Here is a 23,336-nt window from a genome sequence, read left to right as displayed (position 1 = left end):
CGGCTGTAAGTTTCCTCTCTTATCACTTACTTCACTGTAAGTTCGCTGTCATCACGACGTTATTATTATATTTTTGCGATTTACCTCGCTTTCCATGCCAGGCTCTTTGTGGGTACATAATCTCAAAAAGCACTCATTTGCTCTAGCGACAATATCTCGAATTCTTGTAAGCTTTTACTTACAAACGCTTATATTTTGAAGTAAAAGTTCACAATATGAGCAAATTGATCTTTTGCACTAAACCACTACGGCGTACTGTGCGGGTGGTAAGCGCTTGTAACAGAGCCTTCGGGTCAGCCAGAATACTGACTACTTTTTTGGCCCGGGTCACTGCGGTATAGATCAACTCCTGACTCAGTAATTTCTCCGCACCGGCATCCAGTACAATCGCGGTATGGGTAAATTCGGAGCCTTGCGATTTATGAATGGTCAAGGCAAAAGCAGTCTGCATATTACGCGGTAAGCGATGAGCCGCGATCCACTTATTCAGGCTAGGAAAAAAGACTTCAAATTGTTGTGGCTGGGATCTGTGTTTAAAGCAAATCCCGATATCGCCATTGGAAATACCAAGCTGGTAATCATTATAGCTCATCATTACTGGACGCCCGATATACCAGTCCCCTACAGCAATCTGTCTGAGTTGCTGGTTTAGCCATTGTTCGGCATGACGATTTAACTGTTCAAGCCCCAATTGCCCGTGCCGGATCGCGGTTAAAATCCGATAATCATCAAAGCGCTGTATTACCTGTTGAATATATTGCTCGGGTTCGTCTGCCTTTATATACAGCTTTAGCGCATCTATATAGCCTTGAAAGCCATACATCAGTTTCTGCTGGGCACTGCTAATATCAGTCTCATGCTGTTCGGGTAGATATTCCAGTTGAATCAGGTCAGACATGTCTTTAGACAATGCAACGGGTTGCAAGGCGGTTGCAGCGACGATCTGGCGTTCCAGATTTTCCAATACAGCATCCACATCGGTCTGATGTTGCTGGGCCTGAATAAATCTTGCCAGTTGTCCAATCTTGGCCTCCCCGGAGAAACGGCGACTGGTTTGCAGTTGCACCCGATTCTCGGCCAATGCAGCGACTTGCTGTAAATCTGCCAAGACAGAACCCACATCCACCGAAGCCAGCTGATTGGCATCTCCCAATAAAATGAGACGGCAATGATCAGGCACGGCTTCAAACAAAGCAGTCGCCAGATTTAAATCCAGCATGGAGGCTTCATCGACCACAATCACATCATAGGGTAAAGGCTGTTTCTGGTTAAAACGTGGAATCTGCCGATTGCCCATGCCCACTAATCGATGCAAGGTCTGGGTATTTTGATGACGTAATTCATCGCTAATCAGCCCCGATGCTAACAGTTTCGGATCATTAAACGAGTTCTGTAAGGCTTCCTGCATGCGTTGGGCAGCCTTCCCCGTTGGTGCCGCCATGGCAATACGAATATCAGGAATCATCTGGTTCAGGGCGGCAATAATACGTGCCAGAGTATAGGTTTTACCTGTCCCCGGACCGCCGGTAATAATACTCAAACCTTGTTGCAACACCATTTTCAAGGCATTCTGCTGATGTTCATCACTGAGCAGGTCATGATAATCCGCCGCCTGAAGGGTTTGAATCGTTTGTCGCTTTAATCGACAAATCTGTTCCGCGAGGCGTTGCTCTAGTTGCCAATATCGGTATAATGCCAAGCCCTGCTGATCATAGACGCACGGCGCCACCTGACTGGTAGCAGCCTCACTCGAAACAGCAAGGTCACCAAGCACTTCAAGCTGTAGTGGATCGACTTCAATACAACTGTCGCCTTGCAAACTGGCTTCAACCAGTTGTTGTAATATTTGCGCGGCCCCAACTGATTGGGCAGATTGAGAAAAAGTTGCCTGTGTCAGGTACTGACTCCACATATTCAACCAGGTGATTTGCTCAGACTGATCATCCACATGCTTTTCCACAGAGTTATCCTCAAACTTACCCACACGCTTGTCCACAAGGTTATAAACAGTCTTATCCACAAGTTAAGCTTTTGTTTAGTTTAAATTCACACATTTTATCTACACCATTTTTCCAGCTTTATCCTCAGAGAAATATCCAAGAATGGCGTCTAAACGCAAGATAAATTCGTCTTCAGGTTTCCAGTACAGACAACCCTGTTGTGCTTGCCCATTCATGCCCCGTAAATACAAGTAAGATGCACCACCCAAATGCTGCTCAATGCTGTAATTCTGCAACTTCACTCCGAGATAGCGATGCAACGCCACCAGATATAAAGCCGCTTGTAGCCAGTAGCTGGAAAGCGACATACTTTCTGCGATCTGCTCATGTTGATAATCGGCTTGGGCCGTGCCTAAATAATTACTTTTATAATCGGCGATATGGTAGCGCTGACCGTCAAAGTAAACCAGATCGATGGAACCATTCAGATAGCGGGCAGACCGGGCCTCAAGCAGTTCGGGCATGTGGATGCCGTACTCTTCAAACAGTTGCTGTACACGCTGCATGGCCAGTACCCGATCCGACAATGCCAGATAGAAAGGACATTCCGACAGATATTGTCCCGCAAGCAGTTGCTTTAATTGAAAGCCCTGATAGAGGGGCGTCACCACCACATCCTGCAACCAGTCAGCGATCCATTCATACAGTTGCTGTTCTGGCTGCGTCTGCTCCGGAAACTGCTGCTGATACTGTTCAAGCAATTCGACCCATAAACTTTGATAAGTATTTTTAAAACGGCGGCGAATTTCCTCAATCCACGTTTCCGGACGTTGAAAATCAATCTGCTCGAAGATTTCATGCAGAAAGTTGCCGGCCAGCGTGCCTTTCGGAAAATACTGTTTAATCCATGCAATCGGTTGAGAGCTCGCTAAGGCTTGGCTAGTGGCAAGATGCAGTTCATCTTCTGCCTGTTCAAAGTCGGCATCGGTATTCGCCAAGCGATCAACACGATTGGCCTTATGTTTGAGATGCTGTGCCAGATAACTAAAACTGGTCTTGCCACGTGCGTAAAAGCGTTGCTCCGGTAAGGGCTGGGCAGCAAGCGGGAACTTCTGTTTGCCTTGCTGCTGGTAGGTGGCATAAGGCCGTTCCAGTACCAAAGCCTCATCTGCGCAGCAAGGATGCTGGAAAGCATCGCCTTGGTTCTTCCAGAATGCCAGTCCGGAAAATCTGTTTTTATCGCCTTTCTCAGGTTCAAATACCGCATAGACCCGATGGCTGGCACGGGTCAGCGCCACATACCATAAGCGGTTTTGCTCAGCCAGCGCGCGTTGCTGATGCTGATCTAGTTCAGCCTGCTGCAGAAAGTTTTTATCGGCGACTGCAACCACCCGTTGTGTGCGGACCTGTCCAGTTTCCGGATGCTGAATCTCGGCAGTGGAAAAGTTTAAACTTTTCTGCATTTCCGAAAAGGCTTTATTGGCACCGAGCAGAAACACGATTTTATATTCCAGCCCCTTGGACTGGTGAATCGTCATCAACTGCACACCGGCTTCACTGGACAGTTTATGTTCGAGCTCCCATTCACGGTCACTGGGTGAATGTAGTTGCTTGAGATACCAGTGATACAGGTTCTGTATGCCTTGCACATGTTCGCTGTGCTGACTCAGAATATCGGTGAGATGGCGTAAATTGACCACCGCACGCTCATTGTCCTTACTTTGCGTTGCCACCAGTTGCTGCCAGATACCAAACTGGTTGAGACAACGTTGCCATGCCGCCAGAAAACCCTGATTGAGCCACATTTCCCGTATTTCATCCAGCTGCTGGATATAGTTACTCAAGCCTGCTGCGCTCTGTTCCAGCGCCAATAATCTGCTTAAGTCAAAACCGAATAAACGACTGAGTAAGGCACGTTTCAATTTAGCTTCATCATAAGGATGAAGAATGGCAGTCAACAATGCCCCGACATCTTGTGCAATGGCTGAATCAAACACACTGCGTTTGGAAGGACGATTGACACGAATGCCCAAACGCTCCAGTACGTATTGCACTTCATCCAGCTGGCGATGGCTACGGGAAAGGACCGCAATATCATCTTCGCAAATGGCTTTAGGATGTTCATCCTCCAAATATAATTCTGCGGCATGGGCCTGATTGAGCAGGGTCTGTATTTTCCAGGCCACTTGGGTCGCCTGCTCATTGCCATCCTGTAGCTGTAACCAGCGTAATGGTGCAGGATTGATCTGGTTATTTTCAATCAGGGCAGGATGTGGACGTGACCCTGCCTGAATCGGGTCATAAAGCACCTGCTCACCAAAATCAGTCTGCCGCTGGAACAGCACATCCACCACTTCTACCAGTTCTTTTACTGAACGATGGTTATGAATTAGTTTATAGACGCAGCCCTGCTTCGCCATAATATCCTGATGGGCATTCAGGAAAGTCAGCATATCCCCACCACGGAAACCATAAATCGCCTGTTTACGATCTCCCACCATGATCATACAGCCCTTCTGATAGCGCTGCGGATGTCGCCAGATACTGGCCAGCATATCATCCTGATCCTGATTGGTATCCTGAAACTCATCCACCAGAATTAACGGATAACGGGCCTGTACAAATACCGCGAAATGTTGTCCCTGCTCGCCTTTTAAAGCTTCAGACAAGGTTTTAATTTGCTGGGAAAATGTGGTTTCACCCTTTTGCTGTAAAACCTGAGGCAACCTTTTTCTGACTTCAATACACAGATAGGCCTTTAGATACACCTGCAACTGCTCAAATTGCTGCTGTGTCTGTTGTAGGGCCTGACAGAGTGTCTGTAGCTGTACGATCGCAGGATGCTGGTAAAAACCATCACTAATGTCTGCAGGACATTTCTTAAAAATTTTCTGGCTGTCGAGCTTGTCTAAAAACTTGAATATAGCATCGCGATCAGCCTCAAAATAAGTATCAAACACCTGTAGCGGTGATGCTTGTTTCAAGGCATTTAATAGGGCTGGACAATGCACGGTAAACAGCTTGTTGAAAGCATGATTACGGAAAGAGCTGCCATTGATATGCGCATAATGCACACCGTCTAGATCGAAATAATCCGCAAGCGCCTCCAGTTGAATATGTTCAGCTTGCTGTTGCCACTGCTGCAGTTGGGCCAGCTCAATCTCGGGCATGGCCGGCAACTTGAACTGAGCCGAACTAAAATTCAGGGAGCTTTCGACCATGGATACAAAATGATCCACACTCTTCAGACCGCCTACACTATAAAGTGCATCAATCACCTGTTGCGGTTGAGCTTGAATCCACTCACGCAACACATCATGAATCAATTGACGGGTATAGCTTTTTGCATCATCGGTAATCTGCGCCGCTTCGATCTTGCCACTTTCAAAAGCAAACTCTCTGAGCAGCTTCTGGCTAAAGCTGTCCAGCGTCCCGACAAACAGTTCATCCAGCTGGTCAATCACCAGTTTCAAGCGTTCACAGGCATAGGCAATACGCGGTGCAAAAGTCTGCAATACCTGCTGTTTAAGCGGGTCTGACTCTTGTGCAGCCAAAACTTGGATATCCTGCTCCAGCACCGTCCGCAGTGGTTCCAGATACTGTTGCATCTCGACCAGACGTAAACGGATACGGCTTTTTAGCTCGGCAGCCGCTGCACGGGTAAAGGTGGTGGCAATCACCTGATTCGGCAAATATTTTTCTAAGAAAATTCGTACCATTAAACTGGACAAGGTATAGGTTTTGCCTGTTCCCGCCGAAGCTTCAATCAGGTGCAGGCCTTCGAACTGAATATCACGAATCGGTTGAAAAGACACAGGATAGCGCGCGTTCATGCCTTACTCCACTCGTAAAAATTCAAACACTGGCTGATACAGCCTATAGGAATAGTGATCACAAGCATATTGTAATAATGCTGCAGCATCCTGTTCCTGCAAAATAAACTGCCAGTCCCGATGTAACTTGCAGGCTTCATTCTGGCTCATATCAAAGCCGGAAAAGTCGCCAGTATCATTCCAGTCTTTCAGTAGCTGCTTTTGACTGTCCTCGACTAAAATCTGTTTCGCATCCAGCTCAAACCATTCATGCTGTTTGCCTTTTTCCAGTGGCTTTAACATCAAGGCTGCAGGTAGCACCACAGGCTGTTGCTGGGCATGCTGCCATAGTTCCAGCCAGTCTTGCAGATAAGTACGTGCTTGCTGAGAACTTAAGCCTTCACAAATCACGGTCTGATCACTAAACACCACAATACGGCGTTTTTCAGCGGCAGTCTCGTGATCCAGTACCGTTAGCCACAACAGGTATTCCAGCCAGACTTTGGCAAGACGCTTGGCTCGGGCACTGGAGGCATCCAGACTAATCCAGTCCTGACCGATCTGTTTCGGGGTGGTACACCCGATCTGTAAATGTTTGGATACACGCCAAACGCGCTGGGTCGTTACAGTGGGCGCTGCGGCATGTTGCTGCAAGCGCTCCAGTAAACGCTGTTGTTCCAGACAGCTTTGCTGCCAGGCACTTTGCTGGACTTTGCCGACAGGTAACTGATCCTGTAATAGCTGAGGTGAAGAATTGTGCTCCTGCTGTTGCAGGAAATGGCGAATGGCATATTTCCCTAAACCATCCAGCAATAATGGCTCGCTTTGATCAACGAGTTCTGTTGCACTCAGGTTTTCTACACCCAAAGTTTTTAAGTACAAACGCGCAGGAAAGGTCACATCCTGAATCCATTGCTGGCCATCCAGAATCAGCATCTCATGATTCTCAACCGGATAAGCCGTATTGACCCAAGCTGCCCGGTCACCTTTGTCCTGTTGAATCTGTGCAGCAACCTTAAACCACTGATCCTGAAAACGCCTATGCCGCTGTTCTGCCATAAAACCTAATGGATCAAAGGGTTGTAAGCGATGAATATGGTACAAGGGATAAAGCTGTGTCGGGAGCTGCAAGGCTGCAAATTCCTTAGACAAATCCGCCACCATCGCAGAATCGCCCTTGTTTAAAGTTGGGCTGAGAGAAATTTCACCCAATAAAGACTCTCCCTCGGAGAGAGATTTAGAAAGGGGTGGCTTTATAATCAGTGCCAAATGCTCACGGAAATGCTGTAACACACTGGATGGCTCCCGCACTTCCCCATCACTCACATCAAAGCCATTATAGAACAGCCATAATTGTTCCTGTGCCAGCAACACCGCATCTAAAAAGGCACCCTGATCATCTTCCAGACGGGAACGGTCCCCCAATTGCTGACGTAATGCATCCATCAGGTCAAAGGGAATATGACTATCACGGTTTGGAAACTTTCCGGTATCCAGATTCAGCATCACAATCAGCCGATAAGGAATCGGACGAATCTGACCGATCTGGCTAAAGGTAATTTGTCCGGTAGGTTCAACCTGCGCTGACTGGCTCTCCAGCGTGCGTTGAATTTCTTCAATAATATAAGGCAAAGGCAAAGAAATCTGACGTAACTGGCTTTCCATTTCTTCATAATAACTGGCCAGCGTCAGCATACGCTCCTGCTTCTGGATAATCTCACGTACCGCCTTTAAAGCAACAATATCGGCCTGCTCAAATTCCTGAACATCTGCTTTCAGGCGTTTGAGCCAGGTGACTACCGGCAAGCGCTGCCCCTGCTCATGCGCCACCAGCCAGTGACGTCGCAGCGACAAATCCTGATAAATCTGAATCAGGATGCCAATCAGCTCAAAATCACCCGGCTGGACCAGTGCATAGCTTAAAGTTTGTTGCACCATTACATGAGCAGGTACGGCAATACCTAAAGCCAGACGGTCTAAAGCAAATTTAAAGCTATAACGGTAGTCCTGATCATCGGCACTTAAACTATGCTTGAGATGTTCTTCATCCAGACCGCGTTTAAAACCGGCTTCATTTAATAAGCTCAGGATACGTTGGGCCTGATGATAATCTAGTCCATAACGCTGTTGGGTTGCCGACAGGTTCAGCCAGTCCGCAAAATCATCTTGGGTCATTCGGGTTTGCGTCAGTTGCAAACGTCCCAAGACTGCCCGCCAGGCATTGAGTGCATCCAGCTGCGCCACACCCGCAATCTTAACCGGTAAAAACACATCATGATCATTGGGCACGGAAGGAAACACACTACGAATCAAAGGCTCAAGCTCGGTCAGATTCGGGGTCAGAACCAGAATATCACTTGGACGGCGCGGCGTCGTATCTGCTTGTGACAACCAATGTAGCAGTTGCTCCTTTAACACTTCGAGTTGTCTTAAGCTGGAATGACAGACATGAAACTGGATAGAATGATCTTCCGCCGCCAGCTCATATTGCTCAGGGGCAGGTTCAGCCAGATAGAAAATATCCGACTGGATTTTGCCCAGTAGCGTCTCTGGGAAATAATCCTCAAAGGCATCAATCCATTTGCCTTCCTCACCGGTTGCCAGTTGTGATAACAGGGAGAAGTGATCGCGTGCCTGCTTGCCTAAACGGGTCAGTAAGGGATGGCGAGATTCACGATTCAAGGCATTAAACCCTAAACTAAAGCGCTCAAAGAAAGCAGCAATTTCCGCATCGGTTGCCTTGGGATGCTTGGCAATAAACCGCTCTTTTACCCCGAGATCATAACGTTGTTTCCATAGCGGATCGACGCTATCCGCCCAATATTCCTGTGACGGGTTATAGTGCAAAATCACCACATCCAGATATTGACCTAAACGTCGTAAAAACTGCAGCTGGCTGGGTGGCAAATCCAGTACGGTAAAAACGATCACCTGATTCGGTAACTGTGCCAGCGCTTTTTCCCGGGTCTGCGCATGCGCTAAGGTCTGCCAGAAATCAGCATCAATCCCCTGCATTTCGATAAAGTCATCATGGAAATAGTTTTGCCATAACCAGCGCTGCCATGCTTCCAGTTGCTCGGTCTGGTTTAAGCTAAAGGCTGAGGTCTGTTGATCCGTCTTGGCAATCAGCTGTTCAATATCCAGTGCTTTATTCTGCCCCCAGGTGGAGAGCCAGTTACTTGAGCAACTGCATTCACTACGACAGCCTTTCTGACAATGACCACGATAAATCATGTAGTTATTAAACAGATGCGACACCTGTTCCGCTACCCAATACAGCATGCTCTGCTTTTTTAACTGTTTTTCTGTGCCATGCGGTAATTGGGCTGCGCTGTCATAAATGCGCTGCACAATCGAATAGAGAGGATGATCTGTGGCGAGATCGAGTTGATCAGCACGGATAAAGGGCTGTAAGGCTTGATGAATACGCCATTTTAAAATTAATCGTGGAATATTGGCCTTGCGCACCTGCTCTTTATTTTCAAGCACCTGCTGATAGGCATACCATTGGAAACCACGGATACGTTGATGAAACTGGTAATTGGCAGTCATGCCTTGCTGTTCCGCAATTTTCTGCGTCAGCCATTGTTGTTGTGCAGGACTCGGAACAATAAAATGCTGGGTTTTAAACACCTGAAAGGGGGAATCGCCGGGTTGGGTAATTGATGCCATCACACCTTGCAATAACACTTCAAGGCGTTGACTTTGAATAACATGAATACCCATGTATTAATATAACCTCATCAAAAAATGATCATTTTGTTGCACGAAACCGTCCATAATGCTCACTATACAACATTCAACTTCATATCATGAAGTCACGTTAAATACACAATCCAACAAAAAAATTGTTTTGAAATTCACCATTCAATCGTATTGAATGTACTATCAAGGGATAGACTTTAGGTATAACTTTATGAAAATTGAAAAAATTCCTGATTCGATTGACCCAAGCTTAAACTTGGAACAGATCCGTGACGAATGTTTAGAAATGGCTAAAAAGCGTGCATATTGGTCAGCAGGTGCAGCGATTGTACCGATTCCATTCTTTGATGTGGTAGTCGACCTGGGCATGCTGACCCAGATCATTCCGGATATTAATGCCCGCTTTGGTTTGGCACCCGAACATATCAGTGTGTATGACCCTCAAACCAAAAAAGTTCACTGGGATGAATTACGTAAACGCGGATTCGAGTTTTCAGGTTTTGTGGTGGCACGTACCGCGATGAAAAAGTCGTTTAATGGCTTTTTCACTAAAATTGCCACCAAACAGGTAACTAAATTTATTCCTTTGGGCGGCCAACTGGTTGCGGCCAGTCTGGGCTATTTCATGATGCGCAAAATCACTGAAGCACATGTGCAGGATTGCTATAACCTTGCCAAGCGGATTCAGCAGAAAAGCCGGACCACCATCGTAGCGTAAGTTCTATCGCAGCAGGTATCGGTTCGCATACCTGCTGTTTGATGAATGAAATTAAGTGCTTCAAAATAGAATTAAAAAATATTCCGAATCCGGCTTATTAGCTTTCATGTCTATTGCTCACCTAGATGTGCTTAGTTACATCAGGCCAACAGATCCATAAAAAAACACCACAATTACGTTAATATTCACTTAATTTTTTAAGCTTTCATAAAGATTGTATTTTTAATCTCCACATCTCGAAGATAATTAGATGATGGAGCGTCGTTGTGCAAACCAGCCAATCCCCCTCTCGTGTCCGTGCCATTTTTAATGTGACCAGCGGGAACTTCCTTGAACAATACGACTTCTTCCTGTTCGGTCTTTATGCCCAGGCCATCGGCGAGACATTCTTCCATTCCGACAGCAGTTATGCCGCACTGATGAAAACCTTTCTAGTGTTTGCGGTCAGCTTTCTGATGCGTCCGATTGGTGCACTGGTACTGGGTCCTTATGTAGACCGGATCGGCCGCCGTAAAGGCCTGATGGTGACCTTGAGCATTATGGCATTTGGCTCGTTAATCATTGCCTTTACCCCCAGCTATGCCAGTATCGGCTTTGCAGCCACTGTCCTGATTTTTGCCGGACGTCTTGCGCAAGGTTTTTCGGCTGGGGTAGAACTCGGTGGGGTCTCGGTGTATCTGTCCGAAATTGCCGAGCCGCATAACCGTGGTTTTATCACCAGCTGGCAATCTGCCAGTCAGCAAGTCGCGGTAATTTTTGCCGCCGTATTGGGTTATATCGTCAGTCTGGTCTTTACCAAGGCCCAGGTCGATGCTTGGGCATGGCGAATCCCCTTCTTTGTCGGCTGTGCCATCATTCCATTTATTTTCTGGCTACGGAAGTCACTGGCTGAAACAGAAGCCTTTGCCTCGCGTAAAGAGCATCCAAGTACCCGACAAATTCTAACTACCTTGGCAGCCAACTGGAAAATCGTGCTGGCTGGTGTGTGTATGGTTGCAACCACGACAACGATGTTCTACTTCATTACCGTCTATACCCCGACCTACGGTAAAGAGGTACTGCATTTGACCCGTACCGAAAGCTTGATCGCCACCATTATGGTTGGACTGAGCAACTTTATTTTATTACCGATTGGCGGACATCTTTCCGATAAATTTGGTCGAAAACCGCTTTTAATCACAACCACCTTGTTGATCTTTATCAGTGCTTATCCTTTACTCAGCTGGCTCACCCAGACCATTAGCCTGTCGCACATGCTGATGGTGTTATTGTGGTTCTCATTGCTGTACAGCTTCTACAATGGCGCACTGGTGGTTTCACTGGCTGAAATGATGCCAAGTTCAGTCCGCATTGCTGGTTTCTCGGTGGCTTATAGCTTTGCCACCTCGATTTTTGGCGGGCTTACGCCCATGATCGCCACCTATCTGGTACAGAGCTCAGGCAATAAGAGCATGCCTGCTTTCTGGCTGATGTTTGCCGCGATCACCAGTTTAATCGCGACACTGATCGTATTCCGCCAACATCGCAGCTATAGCGCCCAACTGGTAAATAACAATTAATTGAAGTTAGCTGAAAGGCGGATTAATCCGCCTTCAGTTGTTGCAAAATCGCCTTTAAAACCTGAATCCGCGCTGAATATTTATCATCCGTTGCAATCACATACCACGGTGCATAATCGGTATCGGTCCGTTCCAACATATCCGCCGCTGCCTTGAGATAATCATCCCATTTCTCACGGTTACGCCAGTCTTCTTCGGTGATCTTAAAACGTTTATGCGGTGTCTGTTCACGTGCCTTGAAGCGGAGCGCCTGCTCCTCTTTACTAATCGCTAGCCAGATTTTGACGATCACGGTCTGGCTATCCACCAGATTTTCTTCAAAACGGTTAATTTCGTTATAGGCACGCTGCCATTCTACTGTAGAGGCAAAACCTTCAATGCGTTCAACCAGTACCCGCCCATACCAGGTCCGGTCAAAAATGGTGATCTTGCCGCTATCATTCAATCTATTCCAGAAACGCCACAAATAAGGTCGGCGCAATTCATAACGTTCCGGCGCTGCAATGGTATGGATTTCATATTCTCTCGGATCGAGTTTTTTGACGATGCGTTTAATTGCTCCACCCTTACCTGCCGCATCCATACCTTCAAAGCAGATCACGACTTTACGTTCATCAAAACGTAGCTTTTCGGCCACTTTCTTGCTCAGTTTACGCAGTTCTGCTTTATAGTCCTGTTTTTCCAAGCTGGCTTGCGCTGGTTCCAGCAAGTGCTGGGGAATCTCGGCCTGTTGCCACTTCTGACTCACTTTGGTCTGGTGTTCAGGCAACTCCCGCAAGGTTTGCAGAAGATACTGGGCAAAACTTTGATCACGCAACTTTTCGTCTTCACCATCAATCACAAACCAGTCATCGGTAAAGCGCTGGCTCAAGCCCTGCAAGGTATCGTATTGTTTTTTATTACGCCAATCCAGTCCGTGTAATTTATGCCAGCGCTGTTCCGAAGCATCGATCTGGTCTAAGCGTTTTTGTAGCGATTTCCAGGATAAATCAAACCAGACTTTGACAATATGGACATGATTATTCTGCAAATCATGCTCAAAGGCTCGCATTTGTTCAATATAGCCATCAAACAGTTGTTCATTCAGGGGCTTGGATACATGCATCGCAGTGGTGAGCAAATCGCTATACCAGTTACCAAACATCACCACGATCTGCCCTTCAGCCGGGATAAAGCGGCTATAGGACTGCCAAAATGGCTGGTTATTGGATAAAAACTGCGGTGCATCTGCCTTGACCCGTAAATAGCGTGGATCCAGCCATTCACGTAACTGTTTAACCGCCTCTCCTTTACCTGCTAGCTCAATGCCACTGACCAGAACCAGTACACTTTTGGCATTCTTTTTGTCGCGGCTTTCTTTTAAGGCATATTGCGCCTCGATCAGGTCCAAAGAGAGTTCATCTTCATCACGCAATTCAAATGTCGGTTGTTGTTTACTCATGTGCTGCTCTAACTGGCTCATTATTAAAATTAAAATAGGTATCGTTCAAACTATAAATGTTCATGCAAAAACCCGTGTACAGTTTATGTTGACTGTCACGACACGCCCATACTGACCAATTATTAAGCATTTAAAGTTTATGCTGTCATGGTTCTCCGCTATGATGATACCTATGATTTTATCGTTTTATTTTCTTTGAGTTCGAACATGTCAAAACTCGCTGCATTTGATCAACTTTTATTAGAATATCAATCTTTGAATTACCACCAGAATCCAGCGGTTGCGCAGCGATTGCATGAAGTACAGGCATGGATGAAAGCACGGATTGCCGAGACACATGCCGAATTCTTTGCCGAACCGAAAAACCAGCTTATGGCAGCGTACTTTTTAAACCGCTTATATGGCGGGCCAGACTTTGATGCCATGGCGCAACAAATCGAACGCCTGCTCAAATATGCCCATAAAGCCGAAAGCCTGCTGCCTGAAAATGCGATTAAAACAGGTACTAAATCAGTGAGCTTAGCGGTACTTGCAACACGACTCGATGAACAGGTGGCCCAGCAACTGTTAGAAGATTATCCGCTCGAAACCCCTTTAACGGATGAGATCATGCGCCAGACCCTGATTAAACTGGATCAGGGCGAGGCACGGTATGAACAACTGCAGCTTCTGGATGAGTTAGGCGTGACACTGGATAAATATATGCGTTCAACCATGATGTATGCGGCCTTTAAAATGTGTAAAGGTATTGCGCATAAATACCAGTTTGATGGCATGTATGAGTTTATTCAGGAAGGTTTTGCTGCGATGAAACCGATGAAATCTGCGGCAAGCTTTATCAAAACCTTCAGTGAAAAAGAGCGGGAAATCATTGATAAAGTTCATGCAGGACATCCGAATCCCTTCCGTGACTAGGATAAGTCTGCTTCTATTTCAGCCATCCTGGCTATGGCTGAAATAGAAAAATGAGTCTTTTCAAATCTTAAGAAAAATTAAAACCCTTTTGAGAAAGTGACTTTCTGTATATTATTCATATCAATTACATGCGAAACCCTGTAAAAAGATACAAAATCTGTCATCATGCTTGCTGATTCGTGCCGCTAGAGCGAAAGTTTAGGAGAAAACAATGTCTAACGAAAACCAACAGCCTACCCCAGAAGTTGAGCAAAACCCAAGTTCAGACAAAGTCAGCCCTTTCTTAAACACGCCACTGCCACAAGGCACCCCTCAAGGTCAGCAACAGTCTTTACAACCAGATGCTGCACCGACCTCAACAGCTTCAATCCCAAAATATAATTTGCCGCGTGGTGCCAATACTGGCAACGTTGGTGCAACTACACACTTTGGTTATCAAACCGTGAGTAGTGATGACAAGGCACAAAAAGTTGCCGAAGTGTTCCATTCCGTTGCCAGCAAATACGACATCATGAATGACTTGATGTCATTTGGTATTCATCGTCTCTGGAAACGCTTTGCGATTAACATGTCAGGCGTTCGTCGTGGTCAGCACGTACTGGATATTGCCGGTGGTACAGGCGACTTAGCCAAAGTATTTAGCCGTGAAGTTGGCCCGCAAGGTCATGTGGTTTTATCAGACATCAACGAATCGATGCTCAATGTCGGCCGTGACCGTCTGATTGATGCTGGCTGTACCAATGTTGATTTCGTACTGGCCAATGCTGAAACTTTAGAGCCATTTGCAGACAACAGTTTTGACTTGGTCACCATCAGCTTTGGTCTGCGTAATGTGACTGATAAAGATGCTGCGTTACAAGCCATGTATCGCGTGCTTAAGCCAGGCGGCCGTTTGTTGATTCTTGAGTTTTCCAAGCCCGTGTTTGAGCCATTCTCAAAACTATATGACCTGTATTCATTCACCGCCTTGCCGATCATGGGCAAACTGGTGGCCAATGACTCAGAAAGCTACAAATATCTGGCTGAATCGATCCGTATGCACCCGGACCAGCGCACCCTGAAAGGGATGATGGAAAATGCCGGATTCCAAAGCTGTGACTACCACAACTTAACTGGTGGTATTGTTGCGGTTCATCGTGGATTCAAACTTTAAGGTTTAAGATATGTGGTCGATTTTAGCACTCGGTGCAGTCGAACGTATCATTCATCATGTGATTGATCTGGATGCGATTACCCGCATGCAGCTCAATCAGCTACAAGGTCAATTATTACGTGTTGTGATCGATAGCCCACAACTCTCGGTTGATGTGTTTTTTGATGAGAATAGAGTTCGTCTCGAACCGACCGTGACGGGACGAAGTCAAAGCCCTTCTATTTTTGAACAGCGCCCTTTTGATCCTCAACATAAACTTACGGATGCAACTGCAACCTTACATGTTGAAAATACGGTTGAGCTGGTTAAATTATTGCTCAGCGACATGGATCAGATTGGCAATATTCCATTGCAAGGTGATTATCACTTATTGCAGGATATTCAGAGAATCATGCAGCAGGCCGAGCCAGATCTCGCAGCGCATTTATCCCCGTGGATCGGCCCACAACTGGCACATGAGTTGGGTAAAGTGCAACTTGCACCGAAACAGTTAAAACGCTCCCTGCAAAGCCATTTATTTTTTGTTGAAGATGCCTTAAAAGAAGACAGTGGCTTATTTGCCCCACGTTGGCAAATGGATGATCTCAACCGGGAGACCCGCCAGCTCAATCAGGAAATTGATCGTCTGGAAGCCAAGCTTCAACAGCTCAATACTCAAGTTAATCCACCAAAGCAACCCACATAAGACTAGGTAAGACTTTATATGATTCCGCATGTTAAACGGTTACATGAACTCTGGCGTATCGCAGCACACTATCGCCTTGATACCCTGTTCCCTGCGGAAGAATTACCGGTTAAAGCACGTCATGCCTTAAATATCATTAAAATGCATCCCGCGGCCTGGTCAAGTCGTGAAAAGAAAAATCCGCTTAAACTGAAAGAAGCACTTGAAGACATGGGGCCGCTGGCGATTAAGCTGGGACAACTGCTGTCTACACGCCGCGACCTGATTCCACCAGAAGTCTTATCGCAGTTGGTGTTATTACAAGATCAGGTTAAGCCCTATGACACGCAACTGGCAAAACAACGGATTCAGGAATCACTAAAAGCGGATGTCACCACCCTGTTCTCACGCTTTGATGAACAGCCGCTTGCTGCCGCTTCGATTGCACAGGTGCATACAGCGGCGTTGCATGATGGTCGCGAAGTGGTAGTGAAAGTTACGCGCCCGGATATTCGCAGTCAGATTCTACAAGATTTTGAAATTCTGGCCTGGTTAGGCGACTGGCTGGAAAACCGTCTGGAAGCAGCCCGTGCCTTACATTTGTCTGAAATCATTCAAGATTATCGCCAGATCATTTTAAATGAACTGGACCTGAGCCTGGAAGCCGACAATACCCGTCGTATGCGTCACTACTTTACCGGTTCAAGCATGATGTACGTGCCTGAAGTCTATATGGACAGTAAAGATGTGATGGTGGCGGAACGGATTACCGGCGTGCCGATCTCGGACATCGCGACCTTTGACCGGTTGGGCATGGATCGCGCCGATCTGGCAGAAAAAGGCCTGACCATTTTCTTCACCCAGGTGTTCCGCGATAACTTCTTCCATGCAGATATGCATCCGGGCAATGTCTTTGTCGAGACCATTAACCCAAGCAATCCACGCTTTATTGCGCTGGACTGTGCCATCATGGGTGAGCTGTCCAAGCATGACCAAATGACCGTTGCACGTATGTTGCTGGCCGTGATGAACAGCAACTTTATGCAACTGATCCAGATCGTGCATCAGGCCGGCTGGATTCCGCCAGGCACAGATCAGGATGCCTTATCGCGTGAAATGCGCCGTACGGTCGGGCCAATGGTTTCAAAGCCGATGGACCAGCTGGATTTCGCCGGTATCCTGATTCAGGTCATGGATATTGCACGTCGTTTCCATCTGGAAATTCCACCGCAACTCATGCTCTTGCTCAAGACACTGGTGCATGTTGAAGGTCTGGGAACAGATCTTTACCCGCAACTGGATATCTGGAAACTGGCCAAACCGATTCTAACCGAATGGGTCAAGGCCAATATGAACCCGGTCAAGAACATGAAAGAACTGGGCCAACAAATTCCAGATCTGCTATTGGGGGCTCAAGATATTCCAAGCCTGCTGATCGACAGTCTGAATGGTTTAAAAAATCAGTCGGCGTGGCATGACAAACAACTGCGTGAAATCCAGCAAATGCGTTTGCAAATGCAGCATCAGCAAAGACGTAGCTGGATGTTTGGCAGCAGCATGCTGATTTTACTGACGATTGCGATTATTACACCGTGGTTTATTTCCATTGTTCTGATTGTACTGAGTAGTCTGATTGCCCTGTGGCGCATCATGAAATAAGGTTCAGATCCCTTGCTTAGACAAGGGATTTTTTATGCCTCAGGATTCATTTTTCAAACTGACCGGGATCAGTTAAGATCATGATGAAATGATCTGATAACAGTCTGAAAAGAATAAATAATGAAATTACCTCATTTTGCGATTATCGGTGCGGGTACAGCTGGCTTGGCAAGCGCCATTCTACTGGCACGCGAAGGCCATCACGTCACCCTATTCGAGCAAGTTGAGACGCTTTCGCCAGTTGGTGCAGGCTTACTTTTACAACCCGCAGGCTTAGCCGTATTTGAGCATTTAGGTGTACTGGAGCATGCACTTCAATTCGGTGCCAGAGTGACTGGCTTAGAAGGCCAGCTTGCAGATAAACGACTGTTGGTAAATAGCCATTATCATCAAGCGGGCAGCAATCTGTATGGACTCGGCATTCATCGCGCAACTTTATGTCACGTCCTCACCCAAAAGCTGGCCGAATATTCTAGTCATGTCACCTGGCGGATGAATCACTCAATCGACTCGATTCAGGAAAGTACCCATGCAGTTCGGCTATTCGGTACGCATCAGCAACAGAAATTTGATGAAGATTTTGATGCCGTCCTGATTGCCAATGGTGCCCGTAGCCAGTTACGCCCCAAAGCATGGGTTCAAGTGGATCAGGCTTATCCATGGGGTGCGGCGTGGAGCATCGTGCCAGAATGCCCAAACTTAAATCCTGAAATTTTGCATCAATTCTATGACCGTTCCCAAATCATGATGGGTGTGCTGCCCACAGGTGCCATCCCGTCTGCTCCACAACAACGATTGTCCAGTGTGTTCTGGAGTCTGCCGACCGCGCAACTGGACGCTTTTCTCAAAGACAAGTCGGCGAAACAGCAATGGTTACAGCAAGTCGGTAATCGTTGGCCTGAGGTTGGAGACTGGCTTAAACAGCTTTTGACGAATGAGCAGAATCAACCGCAATGGCTTTCCGCTCAATACCGTGATGTGGTGATGTCACAATTTGGACAAGGGCGAATCGGCGTGATTGGTGATGCTGCCCATGCCATGAGTCCACAACTGGGACAAGGGGCCAATATGGCTTTACTGGATGCCTGGGCTTTTTCTCAATCCTTACAGGCTGCAACCCCTCATCAGCAAACTGACTGGCCCATGCTCTGGCAACACTACCATCAACATCGTCGTTCTTCGACCCGGTTCTACCAGTTTCTCAGCCGATTATTAACCCCATTGTATCAATCCGATCATTGGTGGGCAGGTGGCATACGCGATCTGACCTTCCCTTGGCTGTATCAAATCCCCTATTTTCGTAAAGAAATGGCCATCACCATTTCAGGCTTAAAGATAGGACTGTTTCAACAACTGGATTATCAGCAAGTTGCACATTATGCTGGATCAAAGCAGGCTTTCGAGCATCCCCATGCACCAGTTCCTGAATATGAATAAGTGTAGTGAAATATGAAAGTTAGTCATTTAGACCATCTGGTTCTGACCGTTGCCGATATTGAGACGACGTGTAAGTTCTATCAATCAGCCCTGAATTTTGAAGTCATTGTTTTCGGTGAAAATCGCAAGGCACTACAATTTGGTCATCAAAAAATTAACCTGCATCAAGCAGGCAAAGAATTTGAACCTAAAGCACTTCGACCAACGCCAGGTTCAGCCGATTTATGTTTTATTGCGGAAACGCCACTCAATGAGGTGATTGCACATCTTCAGGCCCAGCAGATTGAAATCATTGAAGGCCCTGTACAAAGAACAGGGGCAATGGGAAAAATCCTTTCGATTTATTTCCGTGATCCGGATCAGAATCTGATTGAAATATCGAACGCTCTTTAATGCCCTATCCGCGATTTTTTAGCCTGCAAGCATAGCCAACCCCAGCCACAAACGCTACACTAGCTGCTTTCCACCCAATGGATTTTCACTCATGTCAAACTGGTTAGATGAAGTTAAATTTGATTCCAATGGTCTTGTTCCTGCCATTGCACAACATCATCAAACAGGTCGAGTGTTAATGGTTGCGTGGATGAATCGTGAGGCTTTACAACTGACTGCTGAAAAAAATCAGGCGGTGTATTACTCGCGTTCACGTCAAAAACTCTGGCACAAAGGCGAAGAATCAGGGCACTTTCAAACCGTGCATGAAATTCGTCTCGATTGCGATGCCGATGTCATCATTCTACAAATTGAACAGCACGGTGGCATTGCCTGTCACACTGGCCGTGAATCGTGCTTCTATCGCAAACTCACCCCACAAGGCTGGGAAATCGTAGATGCCCAACTCAAAGATCCGACGGCGATTTATGGCGCATCGGCAAAAGTTGAAGCGCATGATCAGGTGCAAAATGAACAGGTGGATGTGCTTGCTTATCTCGGCCGCCTCATGCAGGAGCGTAAGCATGCCAAAGCCGACAACTCTTATGTGGCTAGCCTGTACAAAAAAGGCATCAATAAAATTTTAGAAAAAGTCGGTGAGGAAAGTGTCGAAAGCATTATCGCTGCCAAAGATTATGCCGTACTTGCCTCACTGGAAAATAAACACGATCTGGTTTATGAAGTCGCCGATCTCTGGTTCCACAGTATTGTGATGCTGGGTTATTTCGACCTTGATCCGCAAGTGGTACTGGATGAGCTGGCACGTCGCCAAGGTTTGTCTGGTTTAGTTGAAAAAGCGAACCGTAGTCAAGAAGCGTAAATAGAGCCTGTGTCAAATATAGAAAAACCAAAAGCCACCTATGAGCAAGCGATTGCCATAGACAATGCCCGTTTAGGCCAGTCTTTTAAAGTGATTGCGTATGCTGGCACAGGTAAAACCACCACTTTGCAAATGATCAGTGATGCCATGCCTGAACGGCGTGGTATGTATCTGGCCTTTAACAAGGCGATTGCCTCAGAAGCACAAAATAAATTTCATGGCAACGTAAACTGTCGCACCTTCCACTCACTGGCATTTCGCAGTGTTCCACGTGGAGTCACCGACAAGTTACGTCTACCCCGTCTCAGCCCAAGTTTTATTGCCAAAGAATATCGCCTGGAGCCCATTACGCTGCGCCGCTTGATGGGTGGACGTTATGAAAAATATGTCCTGATGCCCAGCCGTCTGGCCAGTCTGGTGGCCAATGCGGTCAGCTATTTTTGTTCGACCAGTTCCCAATACCCGGCCCCACGTCATATTCAGGCACCGAGCTGGTTACATCTGGATGACATTGAAGCCTTACAGCAGCATCTTTACCCTGCGGTAGAACGTCGCTGGCTGGAATCGATTGATCCCAATCATCAGGCGGGCATTGGGCATGATATTTACCTGAAACTATGGGCCTTATCGGAACCGAATATTCCAGCAGACTATGTGCTGTTTGATGAAGCGCAGGATGCCGATCCATTGATGCTGGGCATTTTGCTACGTCAAAAAAGTACCCAGGTGATTTATGTCGGCGATGCCCATCAGCAAATCTATGCATGGCGTGGAGCAATCAATGCCATGCAGCAAATGCCCTTACCGGAAAGTCGTCTCACCACTTCTTTCCGTTTTGGTGACGCGATTGCCGATGTGGCCAATAGTTTACTCGGTGCATTGAATGAGACCGTACCCTTACTCGGCAATCCCAATGTTAAATCGAGTGTCGTCAACAAGCCACACACCAAAATGCGGGATGCGATCCTGTGCCGGACCAATGCCCGTGCCATGGAGTTACTGCTTTCGGGTCTGGTGCATGGGGATAAAGTCAGCCTGCAAGCCGATCATCAAAAACTCAGCCGCTTTGTCGATGCTGCTAGTTTGCTGAAACAAGGCAAACGCATCACCGATGTGCCTGAACTGGCCTGGTTTAACTCATGGCATGATGTGCATGAGTATTGTGAAACCAATGATGGCAGTGATATCAAGCCCTTAGTCAAGCTGGTCGATGATCATGGTACCGATCCACTAAAACGGGCACTGGCAAAAATCACGCCGATTGAGCAGGCGGATTATGTCATCTCGACGGCCCATAAAGCCAAAGGACTGGAGTGGAACCGTGTGCATATCGAAGATGACTACCAGTTTAAAATAAATGGAATGGAACATAAAATTACAGATGAAGAGTTAAGACTACTTTACGTGGCCTGCACGCGTGCTAAAGTAAGTTTAAATATTCATCATTTATACGACTTAATACAACAATTAAAACAGCGAGCGCCCGCAAGTCTTCGTCAGTCCGCAGGTTAAAGCGCTCATGATTGAGGTCAGCTTATGCAACTTGAATCGGTTCTTTTTAAACATATCGGCATGTTTCGGGATCTGAAACTCGATTTCTATCCTGAACAGCAGCCCATCACCTTGATTTTGGGTGATCAGGCCACCGGTAAAAGCACCATTTTAAAAAATATCTACCAAAGCCTGACCTGGTTTTCTGCACGTTATAAAGATATACGTACTGCAGGGGTGGTAATTGCCGATCAGGATATCCTGTTAAATAGACTTCAAGCCAAAATCCAGATGCATGTGCGCATGAGCAGTGAGCTGAATGCAGCCTTACCGGAAAGTAGCACCGCCCAGACCGCCGATACCCAGACCTGCATGTGGAAGTTGTATAAAACCTTTAATGCCCAAGGTGTTGGCATCAGTCAGGTGGAAACCCAGCAACTCGACCAGATGGTTACGCTGTATCAGAAAACCAATCAGCAGGATCCGCTCCTCGGCTTGCCGCTGATTGCCTACTATCCGGCTGAACGCTTTGTACAAGATATTAATTTACAAAGTAAAAATACACCGGGGACTTTGCAGGAAATTGCTGCCTATGATCTGACTGCAATTCCTTACACCACTTTTGCACGTTTTTTTGAATGGTTGCGTGAAATCAGTGATGTAGAGAATGCGCACTCGGCTCACATAGTCCGGCGTTTAATGGGCAATGATTTTAATCAGCAAAACCAGTCAGAAGTTTTGCAAGAATTGCAGCAGGAACTGGTCAATCATCCCAAACAGCTGTCTGCTCCGAATTTGTATGCCTTGAAAAGCAGTCTGCAAACCGTTTTTCCTGAACTGAATGATATTTACATTCAATACGTACCCAAACTGCAGTTGATGGTGCGCTATCAGGAACAGACCCTGCCCTTTCAACTGCTGTCTGCTTCGATGAAAGCCTGGATTGCACTGGTGGGCGATATTAGCCGACGATTGTGTTTATTAAATCAGCACTGTTTTAATCCCTGTCTGGAAGGTGAAGGCATTTTGCTGATTGACCAGATTGATCACCAGCTCGACCAGCATATGTGTGCTGAAATTCTGGCCCGCTTGCATGAGGCATTTCCTCGCCTGCAAATTATTAGCACAGGCAACCGTGATGCCTTACTTGAGCATGCTGCACAATACCAATGCCTGAAACTGGATCAGAAAGGCATTTATGAAATTGATCTGGAAGCCTCCCAACAGCAGCTTTCCGACCTGTATCAAGAGTTGGCACAAACACAAGAAATGAGCACAATCGAGCAGCAAAATGTCCTGCAGGCTGATCCTTTATCGAACAAAGTAGATGAGTTATTTCATCAGATTCAGGCTCTGAATGAACAGGAAAAGAGCGATTTAATTCACTTGCTCAAGATCGATGACACCCCGCAGGAGAGCCCGCTTTAATCGATTGCCCACACTGGAAAAGGCTGTGCTTTAAAACAAAAAGTGTTGTTATTTTCATGTAATAACATCAGATTTTTATTAATGTTTTATAGTAAAATAAATCTCATTTTTTATTTTCAAGTTGTGCAATACAACTTGCTGCCTCCGTTAACTTGATTGGGC

The 23,336-nt window shown here is 46.6% G+C and carries 15 protein-coding genes; 11 read left to right on the top strand and 4 right to left on the bottom strand.

All coding sequences use genetic code 11. The features are described 5' to 3' along the window. Window positions 1–208: 208 nt before the first annotated feature. The 3 genes from recD to JO943_RS14335 all read right to left on the bottom strand — a co-directional run bounded on the left by recD (window position 209) and on the right by JO943_RS14335 (window position 9,478). Window positions 209–1,912 (bottom strand): exodeoxyribonuclease V subunit alpha, encoded by a 1,704-nt coding sequence (recD, locus tag JO943_RS14345; protein WP_413814531.1) that lies wholly within the window; start codon window positions 1,910–1,912, stop codon window positions 209–211. Between the two features lie 147 nt (window positions 1,913–2,059). Continuing rightward, complete coding sequence (locus tag JO943_RS14340; protein WP_202741157.1) at window positions 2,060–5,773, bottom strand: UvrD-helicase domain-containing protein; 3,714 nt, start codon at window positions 5,771–5,773, stop codon at window positions 2,060–2,062. 3 nt (window positions 5,774–5,776) lie between these two features. Next, window positions 5,777–9,478, bottom strand: a complete 3,702-nt coding sequence (locus JO943_RS14335) for an exodeoxyribonuclease V subunit gamma (RefSeq protein WP_202741156.1) — start codon at window positions 9,476–9,478, stop codon at window positions 5,777–5,779. A 190-nt stretch (window positions 9,479–9,668) separates the two neighbouring features. Here JO943_RS14335 and JO943_RS14330 point away from each other — a divergent pair, with 190 nt between their 5' ends. Both JO943_RS14330 and JO943_RS14325 read left to right on the top strand, forming a co-directional pair. Continuing rightward, window positions 9,669–10,175 (top strand): hypothetical protein, encoded by a 507-nt coding sequence (locus tag JO943_RS14330; protein ID WP_005226490.1) that lies wholly within the window; start codon window positions 9,669–9,671, stop codon window positions 10,173–10,175. Window positions 10,176–10,441: 266 nt separating this feature from the next. Next, complete coding sequence (locus JO943_RS14325) at window positions 10,442–11,734, top strand: MFS transporter (RefSeq protein ID WP_202741155.1); 1,293 nt, start codon at window positions 10,442–10,444, stop codon at window positions 11,732–11,734. A 22-nt stretch (window positions 11,735–11,756) separates the two neighbouring features. Here JO943_RS14325 and JO943_RS14320 read toward each other — a convergent pair whose 3' ends face one another. Further along, entirely contained in the window at window positions 11,757–13,175 is a 1,419-nt protein-coding gene (locus tag JO943_RS14320) for a phosphate--AMP phosphotransferase (RefSeq protein WP_202741154.1), read from the bottom strand. A 207-nt stretch (window positions 13,176–13,382) separates the two neighbouring features. Here JO943_RS14320 and JO943_RS14315 point away from each other — a divergent pair, with 207 nt between their 5' ends. The 9 genes from JO943_RS14315 to JO943_RS14275 all read left to right on the top strand — a co-directional run bounded on the left by JO943_RS14315 (window position 13,383) and on the right by JO943_RS14275 (window position 23,174). Beyond that, the gene (locus JO943_RS14315) at window positions 13,383–14,090 is read left to right on the top strand and encodes an FFLEELY motif protein (RefSeq protein WP_188382619.1); all 708 of its coding nucleotides are present in this window, start codon (window positions 13,383–13,385) and stop codon (window positions 14,088–14,090) included. 211 nt (window positions 14,091–14,301) lie between these two features. Beyond that, on the top strand, window positions 14,302–15,243 hold the full coding sequence (ubiE, locus tag JO943_RS14310) for a bifunctional demethylmenaquinone methyltransferase/2-methoxy-6-polyprenyl-1,4-benzoquinol methylase UbiE (protein WP_005226482.1): 942 nt from the start codon (window positions 14,302–14,304) through the stop codon (window positions 15,241–15,243). A gap of 10 nt (window positions 15,244–15,253) precedes the next feature. After that, window positions 15,254–15,928, top strand: a complete 675-nt coding sequence (locus JO943_RS14305; RefSeq protein ID WP_202741153.1) for an SCP2 domain-containing protein — start codon at window positions 15,254–15,256, stop codon at window positions 15,926–15,928. An 18-nt stretch (window positions 15,929–15,946) separates the two neighbouring features. Continuing rightward, window positions 15,947–17,566 carry an ABC1 kinase family protein gene (locus tag JO943_RS14300; protein WP_005226478.1) on the top strand — a complete coding sequence of 540 codons (1,620 nt, stop codon included), beginning with the start codon at window positions 15,947–15,949 and terminating at the stop codon, window positions 17,564–17,566. A 120-nt stretch (window positions 17,567–17,686) separates the two neighbouring features. Next, complete coding sequence (locus tag JO943_RS14295; protein ID WP_202741152.1) at window positions 17,687–19,003, top strand: FAD-dependent oxidoreductase; 1,317 nt, start codon at window positions 17,687–17,689, stop codon at window positions 19,001–19,003. Between the two features lie 12 nt (window positions 19,004–19,015). Further along, window positions 19,016–19,396, top strand: coding sequence for a VOC family protein (locus tag JO943_RS14290; RefSeq protein ID WP_202741151.1), 381 nt, complete (start codon window positions 19,016–19,018; stop codon window positions 19,394–19,396). A gap of 91 nt (window positions 19,397–19,487) precedes the next feature. Then, a complete protein-coding gene (gene hisIE, locus JO943_RS14285) occupies window positions 19,488–20,255 on the top strand; it encodes a bifunctional phosphoribosyl-AMP cyclohydrolase/phosphoribosyl-ATP diphosphatase HisIE (protein WP_032870588.1) in 768 nt (255 codons plus the stop codon). A 9-nt stretch (window positions 20,256–20,264) separates the two neighbouring features. After that, complete coding sequence (locus tag JO943_RS14280) at window positions 20,265–21,767, top strand: UvrD-helicase domain-containing protein (RefSeq protein WP_005226465.1); 1,503 nt, start codon at window positions 20,265–20,267, stop codon at window positions 21,765–21,767. 24 nt (window positions 21,768–21,791) lie between these two features. After that, complete coding sequence (locus JO943_RS14275) at window positions 21,792–23,174, top strand: ATP-binding protein (protein WP_202741150.1); 1,383 nt, start codon at window positions 21,792–21,794, stop codon at window positions 23,172–23,174. Window positions 23,175–23,336: the final 162 nt, after the last annotated feature.

Origin of the sequence: Acinetobacter sp. 'aerobic (ED)' (genome assembly GCF_904886855.1) — a bacterium.
Lineage (GTDB): Bacteria > Pseudomonadota > Gammaproteobacteria > Pseudomonadales > Moraxellaceae > Acinetobacter > Acinetobacter courvalinii.
Note: the sequence above shows the minus strand (reverse complement) of the source record. Positions and strands in the feature narration are given on the sequence as shown.